The 12,486-nt window shown below is 34.7% G+C and carries 15 protein-coding genes and 1 other annotated feature; of the genes, 5 read left to right on the top strand and 10 right to left on the bottom strand.

The features are described from left to right. Positions 1–96 precede the first annotated feature (96 nt). Positions 97–897: a sulfite exporter TauE/SafE family protein gene (locus ACHZK0_RS07430; protein ID WP_000455763.1), complete on the top strand. Its 801-nt coding sequence runs from the start codon at positions 97–99 to the stop codon at positions 895–897. A gap of 292 nt (positions 898–1,189) precedes the next feature. On the opposite strand, the gene ACHZK0_RS07425 is transcribed toward ACHZK0_RS07430, so the two are convergent. Then, positions 1,190–1,417, bottom strand: a complete 228-nt coding sequence (locus ACHZK0_RS07425) for a hypothetical protein (RefSeq protein ID WP_000882907.1) — start codon at positions 1,415–1,417, stop codon at positions 1,190–1,192. Between the two features lie 170 nt (positions 1,418–1,587). Between ACHZK0_RS07425 and ACHZK0_RS07420 the strand changes: the two genes are divergently transcribed. After that, positions 1,588–2,100 (top strand): Crp/Fnr family transcriptional regulator, encoded by a 513-nt coding sequence (locus ACHZK0_RS07420; protein WP_262741119.1) that lies wholly within the window; start codon positions 1,588–1,590, stop codon positions 2,098–2,100. A 30-nt stretch (positions 2,101–2,130) separates the two neighbouring features. On the opposite strand, the gene hmpA is transcribed toward ACHZK0_RS07420, so the two are convergent. The 3 genes from hmpA to ACHZK0_RS07405 all read right to left on the bottom strand — a co-directional run bounded on the left by hmpA (position 2,131) and on the right by ACHZK0_RS07405 (position 5,232). Next, positions 2,131–3,339 (bottom strand): NO-inducible flavohemoprotein, encoded by a 1,209-nt coding sequence (gene hmpA / locus ACHZK0_RS07415; protein ID WP_270606081.1) that lies wholly within the window; start codon positions 3,337–3,339, stop codon positions 2,131–2,133. A 162-nt stretch (positions 3,340–3,501) separates the two neighbouring features. Continuing rightward, on the bottom strand, positions 3,502–4,020 hold the full coding sequence (locus ACHZK0_RS07410; protein WP_262741117.1) for a hypothetical protein: 519 nt from the start codon (positions 4,018–4,020) through the stop codon (positions 3,502–3,504). Positions 4,021–4,134: 114 nt separating this feature from the next. Further along, a complete protein-coding gene (locus tag ACHZK0_RS07405; RefSeq protein WP_270342170.1) occupies positions 4,135–5,232 on the bottom strand; it encodes a site-2 protease family protein in 1,098 nt (365 codons plus the stop codon). Positions 5,233–5,382: 150 nt separating this feature from the next. Between ACHZK0_RS07405 and ACHZK0_RS07400 the strand changes: the two genes are divergently transcribed. Then, positions 5,383–5,580 (top strand): hypothetical protein, encoded by a 198-nt coding sequence (locus ACHZK0_RS07400; RefSeq protein ID WP_262741116.1) that lies wholly within the window; start codon positions 5,383–5,385, stop codon positions 5,578–5,580. Positions 5,581–5,665: 85 nt separating this feature from the next. Here ACHZK0_RS07400 and ACHZK0_RS07395 read toward each other — a convergent pair whose 3' ends face one another. After that, positions 5,666–6,520, bottom strand: a complete 855-nt coding sequence (locus ACHZK0_RS07395) for a hypothetical protein (RefSeq protein ID WP_262741115.1) — start codon at positions 6,518–6,520, stop codon at positions 5,666–5,668. 108 nt (positions 6,521–6,628) lie between these two features. On the opposite strand from ACHZK0_RS07395, the gene ACHZK0_RS07390 reads away from it, so the two are divergent. After that, the gene (locus ACHZK0_RS07390; protein WP_262741114.1) at positions 6,629–7,405 is read left to right on the top strand and encodes a class I SAM-dependent methyltransferase; all 777 of its coding nucleotides are present in this window, start codon (positions 6,629–6,631) and stop codon (positions 7,403–7,405) included. Between the two features lie 39 nt (positions 7,406–7,444). Here ACHZK0_RS07390 and ACHZK0_RS07385 read toward each other — a convergent pair whose 3' ends face one another. After that, positions 7,445–7,654 carry a hypothetical protein gene (locus tag ACHZK0_RS07385; protein ID WP_061678630.1) on the bottom strand — a complete coding sequence of 70 codons (210 nt, stop codon included), beginning with the start codon at positions 7,652–7,654 and terminating at the stop codon, positions 7,445–7,447. Between the two features lie 272 nt (positions 7,655–7,926). Then, positions 7,927–8,185 (top strand) — a binding site (T-box leader). 56 nt (positions 8,186–8,241) lie between these two features. Here ACHZK0_RS07385 and brnQ3 point away from each other — a divergent pair. Further along, positions 8,242–9,597, top strand: coding sequence for a branched-chain amino acid transport system II carrier protein BrnQ3 (brnQ3, locus tag ACHZK0_RS07380; protein ID WP_395761381.1), 1,356 nt, complete (start codon positions 8,242–8,244; stop codon positions 9,595–9,597). Positions 9,598–9,621: 24 nt separating this feature from the next. On the opposite strand, the gene ACHZK0_RS07375 is transcribed toward brnQ3, so the two are convergent. The 4 genes from ACHZK0_RS07375 to liaF are packed head-to-tail and all read right to left on the bottom strand — an operon-like array spanning position 9,622 to position 12,442. Beyond that, positions 9,622–9,960, bottom strand: a complete 339-nt coding sequence (locus tag ACHZK0_RS07375; RefSeq protein WP_242251129.1) for a DUF3922 domain-containing protein — start codon at positions 9,958–9,960, stop codon at positions 9,622–9,624. 57 nt (positions 9,961–10,017) lie between these two features. After that, on the bottom strand, positions 10,018–10,650 hold the full coding sequence (locus ACHZK0_RS07370; protein WP_000598709.1) for a response regulator: 633 nt from the start codon (positions 10,648–10,650) through the stop codon (positions 10,018–10,020). After that, positions 10,647–11,702, bottom strand: coding sequence for a sensor histidine kinase (locus ACHZK0_RS07365; protein WP_270606080.1), 1,056 nt, complete (start codon positions 11,700–11,702; stop codon positions 10,647–10,649). The genes ACHZK0_RS07370 and ACHZK0_RS07365 overlap by 4 nt, the downstream gene beginning before the upstream one ends. Beyond that, entirely contained in the window at positions 11,702–12,442 is a 741-nt protein-coding gene (gene liaF, locus ACHZK0_RS07360) for a cell wall-active antibiotics response protein LiaF (RefSeq protein WP_001980963.1), read from the bottom strand. Before liaF ends, ACHZK0_RS07365 begins: the two co-directional genes overlap by 1 nt. Positions 12,443–12,486 lie beyond the last annotated feature (44 nt).

Raw genomic sequence — 12,486 nt, 5'->3', positions numbered from 1 at the left:
TTTCTAGGAAGACGACTTTTTTGTGAACAAACCTTTTTCTCATGAAAAAGCGTGTATAATAATTGGTGGATAAGTTATATAGAGGAGTTGGCAATTTTGGAATACATCATGTTACTTTTCATCGGGCTAATCGCCGGGACAGTCGGGAGTTTAGTCGGGCTTGGTGGCGGAATTATTATTGTTCCGTTATTAATCGGATTACACAGTCTATCACCACAACTTGCAGTAGGAACTTCAATGGTAACAGTCGTTTTTACAGGACTATCTTCCACCCTTACTTATATGAAGCATAAACGAGTAGATTACAAAAGTGGACTTATTTTATTTATCGGGAGTGGCCCTGGTGGTATCATTGGCTCGTGGGCAAACAAATTTTTAAACCAAGATACATTTTCTTTATATTTTGGGATTTTCCTTATTTTTGTCTCCATTCTTCTTATGTTACGAGACAAATTAAACCCTCTTTCTTTATCAAATATGACGGTAATTAAACGTTCTTTTACAGATAACGAAGGAAACACTGTACACTATCAATTTCCACCGCTTCTCGCTATCTTTATCGCCTTTATAGTTGGTTTTATATCTGGGTTATTTGGAATTGGTGGCGGTGCCTTACTTGTTCCAGCAATGATGCTACTTTTTGCATTCCCAGCACATATCGCTGTAGCAACTTCGATGTTTATCGTATTTCTATCAGCCATTGTAAGTTCTGCAACGCACATCTCCCTTGGAAATGTCAGCTGGATTTATGCATTAATTCTTATTCCTGGTGCATGGATTGGCGGAAAAATCGGGGCTTATATCAATACAAAATTAAGTGGTAAAGCCGTAATTAATTTATTACGTATCACATTAATTATTCTCGGGACTAGATTAATTATTACTTCTTTTTTATAACGTGTTCTTTTTAGAATACGTTTTTTTATACACATGAATATAAAAATCCTCCTAAGAGAACAAATAAAATTAAACAAACACATAATAGCATATAATTTGAAATATGTACTTTCTTCAAGTTGACCACTCCTATAACTGCGACTGTTATCTTTATGATAGCGAAAAAATAGTTTACTTGCAGTTACAAAGTGCTAACAATGCAAAATCATTTATTACAAATTTTATCCTTATATTTCATTTCTTTGTATATTCTATCGGTTTAATAAAAAAAGATGTCATATTGACATCTTTTTTAATGAAGAAGTGACCATCCCATAAAATCCTCATGTACTTGGCACGCCCTCTTATCGTTTCGATCATATAATTCAGCATAACTATCTGTTTCTTCATCATAAGCCATCGTATAAATAATTTGGCCATCTACTTCAACGGATAATACGACTCCACCTTTCATCTCTTCTACATGAATGATAGCATTCGCCGGAATTCTCATATCCGTCATTTTTATCGCATCTAACAATATACTAAACCCCCTACAGCGTATTCATTGCTAGTACTATTACACACTAAATAGTATACTACTGTAATAGCATACATTTCGTCAATGAAATTGCTGTTTAAATAGCATATTGTCTTTATACATATACGCTACAATAAAAGAAATAGAAATGTTTAAATGGGGGGCTAACATTGATTCTACACAAAGGAGATGTACTATTCCGTCAAGGCGAGGACGGTCCTTTATATTTTATAAAAACAGGCTTATTAAAAGTAGTAAGGATCGAAGAAGATGGAACACCATTTTTATTCAACATTATTGTTCCAGGTGAAACGATACCTCACCATTCTTTAATTTCACCGAAGGAGTATCACGGTACAGCAATCGCTTTAATGAAAACAGAAGTTGAACCTATCATGAGTAGTGAATGGTACGATCAACTTCAGGCAAATCCCGCATCATATGCAAATATCGCTATGCAATTACAATCAAAATTAAGAATGATGCAGCAGCGTATTGATCAATTGACAACCGTCTCTCCGAAAGAACGTCTTCATCGTTTACAAGAATGGTTCACACTATATTTAGGTGACATTCCTATATATGAAATATTAACGCAAACTGAAATCGGCCAACTGATTGGTATACGCCGTGAAACGGTAAATCGACTATTACGAGAACAAATAAAAAACGAGGTAAAATAATACCTCGTTTTTCGCTTATTCAAATCTCATCTATTGTAAGCTTGCTGCTGGACCGAAAAATTCATAATGAATATGCTCTTGTTTCACACCTAAATCAGTTAGTGCACCATTTATATGTTTCATAAATGGTACAGGACCACAGAAATAAAATTCTGCTTCCGTTGTCGGGATAATAGTTTGTAACCATTCAGCCTCAATGAAACCTTCTTTATCAAAGTTCTTCATTTCCAAATCTTTTTCAGTTGGTGCAGAATAGCAAGTGTATGCTTTAACTTGTTCGTATTCATTATCTACTGCCTCAACGTGTTCTTTCATTGCATGTGTATTACTATTTATCGCCGCATGAACAAAACATACATTACGTTTTGAGTCTTGTTCAATTAACGTATTTAGCATACTCATCATCGGAGTAATACCTACTCCACCACTAATTAGTACAACTGGTAAAGTTGAATCCATATTTAATACGAAATCTCCTGCTGGTGCACTTACCGGTAACATATCCCCTTCTTCCACATGATCATGTAAGTAGTTAGATACTTTACCATCCGGGGTATCTACACCTTTTTCTTTCTTTACACTAATACGATAATATTCTTTTCCAGGAGCATCTGATAAGCTATATTGACGATTATGTGTATATGTTTCACCTTCGATATTTATTTGAATCGTTACATATTGTCCTGGGATGAATGCAGAAACTTTCCCGCCATCTTCAGGTTTTAAATAAAATGACGTAATAACATCGCTTTCCTTTACTTTTTTAACAACTACAAAGTTACGGAAATCTTTCCATCCACCTTCTTTATGTGCCGCGTCTTCATACATCTCTGCTTCAATGCTAATGAATGCATCAGCAATGACACCATAAGCTTCTCCCCATGCATTTAAAACTTCATCAGGTGCACCTGCAACCTCTTTAATTGCGCGTAGTAAACATGTACCTACAATCGGGTAATGCTCCGCTTTAATACCTAAACTTCTATGCTTATGACCAATTTGTTTTACAACTGGAATAATAGCTTCTAAATTATCAATGTACGTTGCAGCTGCATAAACAGCATTTGCTAGCGCTTGTTGTTGTCTTCCCTTTTTCTGATTTGTATGATTGAAAATATTCAATAACTCCGGATGTTCCGAAAATAAAATTTCATAAAATCTCGTTGTAATTTCAACGCCTTTTTCTTGTAGTAATGGTACTGTTGACTTTACGATTTCAATTGTTTTTGCACTTAACATTGTATCCCACTCCTCTATTTCCTTAACTGTTTTTAGTTTAACTGAATTGTATAGTACATATTGTGATTTTAATCACTATTCACACGGTGTTTTTGTGAAAAATATATGAACATTGCACTTACAAAAGAAAATAAGCTAACTAGAATGCTAGCTAGCTTATTATTATTTGGACCGTATTGCTTGTTCAATTACCCTTATATCATTCCCATCTCCAAACTCTGTATACCCCCAGATATTCGTTTCACCTCTATATTTATTTACGATAATATCCAAGTCATGATATACACGATGCGCATAAACTACATACTCCATATTTTGAAGTTCCACACCTTTTTTTGCAATTTCATAGCTTCTATTTACATCACGTTTTATTTTTTCATTCTTTATTTCTGTATGTATATTTTTCAAAGACGATTCTTGTTGTTGAAACCATTGTTTCAATTGGTTCCAGTCCCCTTCTGTATAATTCTCCGCTTTACCATAATTTAAGAAATTATTATAACTTTCATGTGTCATACGAATAAAATCCAGTACTTTTGTCTCTTCTTGTACATCTTCTATTTGAGCTATCGTCTTTACCTCAGCAGGCTTATTCGCATAATGTAACAGTACTTTCATAAGACTATAACTCGCAATGATCATCACGATAATAATCCCGAATACACGTAACAATTTCTTCATATACAGAACCCCTTCTCTACTAGAGATATTACAATGTAGTACTATACTTGTAACATTCTCTCGTAGAAATCTAATTCCTGTATAAATTCTTCCTATCATTTCGACAATATTTTTCTATACATTCCTCGTTGGCAAATGTTCTTGTAAAACCATATACCCTTCATAAGCTGTGTAACCGAGTATAGCCATTAATCCGATATAACAAGCAAATACCGTCCATTTCGTTTTCATATCCACTTTATAATAGTTTTCCTGTTGACTCTTTTCTGTATTCCATTCCTGTAATTTTCTTTCTGACATTTCAAATGCTTCTCTTATATAAATTGTATGTGTTTCTTTTTCTTCTTCATATGGAACATAATCAAGTGGCTCAAACTTTGGTAAAAGGTACTCTAACACTTCAATTTTTTGAAGTTCTCCTGTTTTTAATTCTTTCTCTCTTTCTTTTTGTCTTAATACATTTATTTCATGTTGCATCATATATATATTCCGATGCACTGCACCCGTTTCTTTTAACTCCTCTTCAAGCCTTGCAACATATTCTTTCATTCCATCAATTTTATATCCTAATTCCTTAATTGGCTCATCTCGCTTTATTACTCTATATAATTCCATACAGCCGATAACAACAATAAATCCTCCCAAAATACTTTTAAAGTAAATGGAATAACCGAGCAATACAATAAGACCTGCTCCCCAAATCTTTGTACTTACAACTGAGATAATTCGTCCACCATCTAATGGAGAAACTGGAATCAAGTTAAAGAAGTTAATCATACTTCCAAGCAAAATAATTAATGCCCAAAATGGCTCTTTCGTTATTATATACAGTGGAATTGCAGGTAAAAACGACAACAATCCGAAAAGGGGCCCCATATAGGCGATGTAAGCTTCATCTTTCGCATTTTTCGGCATCTCTTTCATCCCAATAAGAGCACCCATAAATGGAATAAATATTGCTGGTGATGTTGGTATACCTTTTCTTTTCGCAGCCCATAAATGGCCCATTTCATGGATAAACAACAAATAAATGAGCGCTACTCCAAATTTCCACCCATATATAACTGCGTATGCACCAAGTGATAGAAACATACTAAATACCGTTGAAAACTTTGCTAATTTAAAAATTGCAAATACCCACTTTAACTTAGAAAGTAAAAATAAACCTATGGCAACAATAATTCCCCATAATCCTTTTTTATTATTTTTCATATTCCTCTCCTTTATCTCTCATTAATGAATCATATTTATTCATTAAAGCTGGTTCTTTCTCTATTATGACATATTTTTTTCTATCGTTAGAAATAATGTTTATTTAATCCATTCTTAGCCAAAAATATAAATAAAAGGAGGTGTATACGAATGAATTTACAATCTCTCATAATAGGCGCCCTATCGTTTTTAGCTTCAACTCTTATTTTTTATACCGTTAGCTACGTATTATTATTAGATTTGTTGCCAAATCACGTATTTATTGCTTTTATCATCCTTTCCGCTCTTATGATTTCTTTTCTTATTACGCGAAAATCAATGAATGAGTCATCTGCAAAAGCAAAGTAATAGAGAGGGGACTTCCCCTCTCTATTATCATTTCCTAGGAAAGGCCATATAGACTTTACATTCATCCCATAATTAAAGTTTCACTTTATCTTTGTAAATTCATTTTTTCACCATACTCTTTAACAATTTGAATGATATTTTGAAAAACACCTATTTTCTCTTTTTTACTATTTAATATTTTTAAATCATAATTTTCATAATATGTTTCTAATGCCTTTAATTGTGATTCTGAAGCATCTTTTACCTGCACAGTAGCATGCAATTCATACTGTTTATACCCTTCCTTTACCTTTTCTCCTAAAATTTTTTCACTCTCTTTTGCTCCAATTAATTTTTGAACTTTTTCTGGGAAAATGACTTGCAAATAATATTCTTGCTCCTTCTCTAACTTGTTGTATAGTGATTGTGAAATCGTATACCGTACCGTATAATTCACTTTTTGATCACCTGCTTTAATATGAAACGCGGTAATCTGCAAATCTTTTTTTGTTACTTCCGTTAAAGGACCTGCCTGCATCTCATCTTCTTTTTGTTCTGAAACATTTGGAAATATAGCTAACAGCTTTTCCGTATCTTTTTTATTTAGCATGTACATAGCATTCTTATATTGTAGCCATCCTCGTCTATCTTCTCCTCTTAGCCATGCATAATAGGTTTCTTTTTTTCCATCTCTACTAATTTGTAGTTCATATTCCGGCTCACCAAAACTACCTGTTACGTCTTGTTTTTCCGCTTTATCTATAATATCTATTACTAACTTAGCTTCTGATTCCTGTAACTTTTTCTCTTTACCTTTTGTTTGTATAACGGTTATCCCCATTGTTTCTTTCACTTCACTCACCGTCTCTTCTACTTTTTTTGTTTCTTTTTTTTGCTCAAATTGACCACAAGATGCTAATAACATAGCAAACAATAATAATAATATATATTTCCTTTTCAACTTAATCCTCCCTTTACAATAAGAAATCCTTATAATCTTCATACAAAAAACAAAAACGTGACACACTATAAAATACGGTATACTAAGCATTGAAAGGAGGTCTTTTTCATGTCCATTAATTTTCACGATGCAAATAATAAATACACATACGCACAGCGAAACGCCCATATTTCTTGGGGAGAAATAATCAAAAGTATTACAAATATACAAAACAAGCAAATAATTGATATCGGCTGTGGTGGCGGAATTTATACGAAAGAACTTGCTCTTATGGGAGCAAAAAGTGTTGTTGGGCTTGATTTTTCAAAAGAAATATTACAAGCTGCAAAAGAAAATTGTAACGGCTTTCCAAATATTTCATTCATTCACGGTGATGCACATAGTCTCCCCTATCCTAATGATACATTCGATATTGTTATTTCGCGCGCAGTGATTCATCATTTACAAGACATTCCAACATTTCTACGTGAAGCTTCTCGTATATTAAAGAAAAACGGTGTACTCATTGTACAAGACCGAACCATAGAAGATTGTACAATTCCTGGAAGCCCCGAACACATTCGTGGATATTTTTTCTCTATCTTTCCAAAGCTCATTGAAATTGAATCAAAAAGACGTCCAAAAACCACCACGATACAACAAGAATTACAAAAATATTTCCTTCACGTGTTCCCTACTCAAACACAATGGGAAGTACGCAAAATACATGATTCTATAGAAGCATTGTTACAAGATTTATCACCTCGAACAGGTCGATCCATTCTATACGAATTAACAGATCATGAACTTTCTCAACTTCTACAACAGGTCCAGACCGCCTTACAAAATACCTCTCCTATCATTGAAAGAGATCGATGGACAATTTGGAGTGCCATGAAATTGTAAGGAAGGAAGCCTCACAAAATAATGTGAGGCTTCCTTCTTTCATAATCTAATTTTGCAACACTCTTGATATCCTCCACTTCTGGCCTGTGCACTTCCACACTTCGGACATACTAAATATCTAGACTGACTTGTCAACAAACTACCTTTTTGAAAGAGTAAAACTTCTGCTTGTTTAAACGAACGCGAATAATATAACCACATAAAACCAATTATAGCAATAATGCCAAATAATACTCCCATCGCAAGCATTTCAGTCACCTCTTTTGGTTTGTTCTTTCCAGCAAGTGGATTGTTGTATTATTCTCTGTAAATTTAAACAATACCTTCTTTACTCCTATAAATATCAACTTTCTCTACAATTTTTACAATTCTCTACAAATTTTTACTCCCGTTTTACAATCCAACATTCCCTTCACATCAACGAATATCACATTGAATATTTCCGTATGTAAATATGCCTTTCAAAAAATATATTGACTTTCAAAAAAAAACATGCAACAATACTGTCAGAATACTTGAATAAAAATTCATTGACGAGAACGAGTACGTTATAGGACTGTCCCCCAGAGAGTTGGCGAATTGCTGAAAGCCAACGTTCAGTGCGTAGCCGAAAATCATCTCCGAGAAGTAGAACCGAATGTTACAGTAAGTTCTTACCGGCTGTCCCCCGTTACAAGGAACACGTATCATGTTGTACGTTGTAAAGCCGTATACATATAGACTCATTTCTACATGTATAAATTAGGGTGGTATCGCGGGTAAATATAACTCGTCCCTTTCTTTAGGGACGAGTTTTTTGTGTTCTTACAAATGAATTTAAAAAAGGAGGAAAAACAATGAACACTGTATCAAAAAAACACATTTTTTTCACGGGTCTTATGCTATTTTCTTTATTTTTTGGGGCAGGTAATTTAATTTTCCCTCCCATGCTTGGACAAAATGCAGGTGAAAATTTTTGGCCGGCAATGATTGGATTTTTACTAACAGGAGTCGGTTTACCATTATTAACTGTTATTGCAATTTCTTTATCAGGAAACGGTATGCAGCAACTCGCAAGTCATGTTCACCCATTATTCGGAATTTTCTTTACTGTAATTGTATACATCGCAATCGGTCCTTCTATGGGAATTCCACGTGTTGCGAATGTCGCTTATGAAATGGGCGTTAGTTCTTTCTTACCAGAAACAATTCGCTCTAGTAACCTAGCACTATTCTTATACACAGTTGTCTTCTTCGCTATCGTATTTTGGCTTAGTTTAAATCCATCCAAACTTGTCGATCGCATCGGAAATATATTAACACCTATTTTATTACTTTCTATTTTCTTATTATTTGTTAAATGTGTATTTACACCACTCGGGAAATCCGGACCTGCAATGCAAGAGTATCAAACTTCTCCAATCTTCAAAGGCTTTATGGAAGGATACTTAACGATGGATACCATTTCTGCACTTGCATTTGGAATTATCGTTGTAAATGCCATTCGCTCTAAAGGTGTAAAAGATCGTAAATCCATTGCCATCGCAACAGCGAAAGCAGGACTTATTGCCGCTACTGGTCTCGTACTTGTATATGGTGCACTTGGCTGGCTCGGTGCAACTAGCGTCTCTCTCGGATATGCAAAAAACGGAGGACAATTACTTACTGTTATCGTACAACAATTATTCGGTCCATACGGTTTACTGCTATTATCTCTTATCGTTACACTCGCTTGCTTAACGACATGCGTTGGACTTGTATCTGCATGTAGTCAGTATTTCTCAACCTTACTAACTACATTTTCATACAAAATGTTCGCGAGCATCATTTGTGTATTAGGATTATTAGTTGCCAACTTAGGATTAACAAAAATTATCGCCATCTCTGTTCCGATTCTACTTGTTGTATATCCAATTGCAATTGTTCTTGTTCTACTATCATTACTTCATAAATATTTCGGTGGATATCGCTCTGTTTATGTAGGTGCTTTAATTGGAGCAGCATTCGTAAGCGTATTTGATGGATTAAAACAAGGTGGTATTTCAGTTTCATTTATCACTCCATATTTTGAATTTATCCCTTTATATAATGAAGGAATCGGCTGGCTCATACCAGCATTAGCCGGAGCTCTTATCGGCCTTATAATCGCTAAGTTAAGCGGTGCGAAAAAAGTGTCCTTACTAAACGAATCTCATGACGTAAAAGCATCCTAAAAAAACTCCCTTTCGGGAGTTTTTTTACATTTGAAAAGCAGTATGGTTAAAACTGCTTATTTTATAAGCTTTCGTATAATAGTCGATATTTGTATCCACTGTTTCTACTTTGACAACATCGTAGCAATCTTCTTGTTTCACTAAAAATAAATAGTACTCTTCTGTCGCCTCAACAATTGCAATTTTATCTGTTTCCACATTATATTGTTCACAAAGCGCTTGCAATGCGTTCACATAATCCCCTAATTTTTTAGACTTATCCATGCCAAATATAGTTTGAACTAACATATACATTCTCCCCTTTGTATGTACTGTTAACAACTTAATGATAACGCTTACATTAATTAGCGTCAATAAAAAGATTTGGCGCAAACTAATAAACAGTGGGGATAACACCCACTGCTTATTAGTTTCACCTTATCATTTCGTCAATTGATGTCTAAACGCATAAATAACCGCCTGCGTACGATCACTTACATTTAATTTATTTAATATATTACTTACATGTGTCTTTACCGTTTTAAGTGCAATAAATAGCTCATCCGCAATCTCTTGATTACTTTTTCCCTCTGCAATTAATAACAAAATTTCAGACTCTCTTTCTGTTAACTCCTCATGCAAAGGTTGTTCTTTCTTCTGACGCATACGAGACATCATTTTACCAGTAACTTTTGGCTCTAATACCGTTTCTCCATCATAAGTAGCTCGTACAGCGTCTGCTATATCACTCGCTCTTGATGTTTTTAATAAATAACTAGTCGCTCCCGCCTCAATAACAGGATACAATTTCTCATCATCTAAAAAGCTCGTTACGACTACAATTTTCGCTTCTGGCCATTCCTGAATAATAGCACGTGTTGCTTCAACCCCATCCATCTCGTCCATGACAAGGTCCATCAAAATAATATCTGGCCTTAATTGCAAAGCTAACTCTGAACCTTTTCTTCCATTTTCAGCTTCTCCAACTACTTCAATATCTGGCTGCGTTGATAAATATGCTGATACACCCATTCGAACCATTTCATGATCATCAACTAATAATACTTTTATCATGACTCTCCCCCTCTCTCAATCATAATCGGTACTTTCACTTCTATTTGTGTACCTTTATTTGGAAAACTCAGTACTTTTAATGTACCACCAATTTCATGAACCCGCTCTTGCATTGATCTTAAACCATACGAACCAGCCTTATTAACCCCTACTTTAAAACCGACACCATCATCAATAATTTTCAATATTGCATATTGGTCAATTTTGCGTAGACGTACTTCCGTTTTCTTTGCTTTCGCATGCCGTAAAGTATTAGACAGCGCCTCTTGTACAATACGGAATAAATGATCTTCTACACCCTTTTTTAATTGAATTGGTTCAATTAACCATTCAATTTTCATATGTTGCTTTCTAGACAGTTCTGTTAATAATTCTTCTATACCCTCTGTTAGTTTCTTACCTTCTAACTGCACTGGGCGTAGATGAAGAAGCAATGCTCTCATTTCTGACTGTGCATTTACAACCATATTTTCAACAAGCTGCAACTGCTTTTTCGTCATTTCTGGAATTTCAGCTACTTGTTCATTAATAGCCGACATCATCATTGACATTGCAAAAAGCTGCTGACTTACAGAATCATGCAGCTCCCTCGCTAATCGATGCCTTTCCTGGGAAATCGCTTCTTGTCTCATCTCTTCATTCCAATGAGCTCGTTCATTCGTTACTTTTTGAAAGAGTCCAGCTTGCTCCTCTAATCGACGAGCCAGAACGATTACTTTTCGTTCCACTTCATGAAATTCATCATCTGCAGTAAACGATACATCGCTCGGAAAATTCCCTCGCTCTACTTCAAATAGAAACGTATTTAACCCTTGTATACGTTGCTCTATATAGTAACCGATTGCATATCCTACAATTCCCCCGATAAGTAAACTTGTAGTCATAATAAACAAGCCAATTGGAACAGAAGCGATGGATTCCTTCCATAATAAATCATACACTTGTTGCTCGCTTTTCCATACATACACAATTGTACAAATAAGTGCGATACTCACAGAGGACAACATAGAATAACGAATATACATCCACGAAATATTTTTTTGTTTTTTCATTATACTTTCCTCACTTCCGTATCGCCTACGACAAGCGAAGAAATAATTTTAATACGACGAGGAGCCTCTTTATACTGCTCTGTTCTAAATGTAACATTGCGGTTAAATCCTGTTTCTTCATGACCTGGCAGAAGCACACGTCCGACAATAACAGAATGATTTAAAGAAAGTTCAATATCATATGGCACATATAAACGGATATTACCAACGACACCGCGAATAACAATTACCGTCTCCCCTTCTGGGATCATAGCAGTTGTTAAATCTATTTCCACATCACAAGCACCATATTGAACATTAATATCCTCAAGTTCATAAATATGATCCATCATTCGTATATTCCCTACAAACATATTTTTTAAATACGGTTCTGTACGATATATTTGCTTCTCTTCGTCTATAATTCCTTTTTCTTTAATTTCAACCTTCATTGCTTTTTGCTGATGTCCTTGTTGAATCAGTTGATAACCAATTAAAGCTAAACAAGCAAATACGACAAGAACAAATGCTGCTGAAGAAAATAAGAAGAATAAAAATACGATACCACCAACAAATAAAAATACATTTCCCCGTACGTAACGATTCTTTTTACGATAATGCCTTCCAAACATAAGCATAATAAATGCAAAAATGAGACCACCTGGTTCAAAATGTCCAAGTATCATATCAAGAAAAAGACCGAATCCAAATATGATGAGGAGCATCCCCATTAATTGTGTTTTTGAAAAATGCTTCTTCATTTCAGCTCCCCCCTTCTTTTCACATATACATAGAAGAAAAGGCA

Source organism: Bacillus sp. 3G2 (assembly GCF_044324725.1).
In the GTDB taxonomy this organism is placed as follows: domain Bacteria; phylum Bacillota; class Bacilli; order Bacillales; family Bacillaceae_G; genus Bacillus_A; species Bacillus_A mobilis.
The sequence above is the reverse complement of the archived record's forward strand: the minus strand, read 5'-3'. Positions and strand labels throughout refer to the sequence as shown.

Excerpts from the sequence above, each read along its gene's own strand:
- ACHZK0_RS07370 (WP_000598709.1), bottom strand. The coding sequence starts at position 10,650 with ATGATAAAAGTATTATTAGTTGATGATCATGAAATGGTTCGAATGGGT.
- ACHZK0_RS07385 (WP_061678630.1), bottom strand. The coding sequence starts at position 7,654 with ATGCTTGCGATGGGAGTATTATTTGGCATTATTGCTATAATTGGTTTT.
- liaF (WP_001980963.1), bottom strand. The coding sequence starts at position 12,442 with ATGAAGAAGCATTTTTCAAAAACACAATTAATGGGGATGCTCCTCATC.
- ACHZK0_RS07405 (WP_270342170.1), bottom strand. The coding sequence starts at position 5,232 with ATGAAAAATAATAAAAAAGGATTATGGGGAATTATTGTTGCCATAGGT.
- ACHZK0_RS07365 (WP_270606080.1), bottom strand. The coding sequence starts at position 11,702 with ATGAAAAAACAAAAAAATATTTCGTGGATGTATATTCGTTATTCTATG.
- ACHZK0_RS07410 (WP_262741117.1), bottom strand. The coding sequence starts at position 4,020 with ATGAAGAAATTGTTACGTGTATTCGGGATTATTATCGTGATGATCATT.
- ACHZK0_RS07400 (WP_262741116.1), top strand. The coding sequence starts at position 5,383 with ATGAATTTACAATCTCTCATAATAGGCGCCCTATCGTTTTTAGCTTCA.
- brnQ3 (WP_395761381.1), top strand. The coding sequence starts at position 8,242 with ATGAACACTGTATCAAAAAAACACATTTTTTTCACGGGTCTTATGCTA.
- ACHZK0_RS07390 (WP_262741114.1), top strand. The coding sequence starts at position 6,629 with ATGTCCATTAATTTTCACGATGCAAATAATAAATACACATACGCACAG.
- hmpA (WP_270606081.1), bottom strand. The coding sequence starts at position 3,339 with ATGTTAAGTGCAAAAACAATTGAAATCGTAAAGTCAACAGTACCATTA.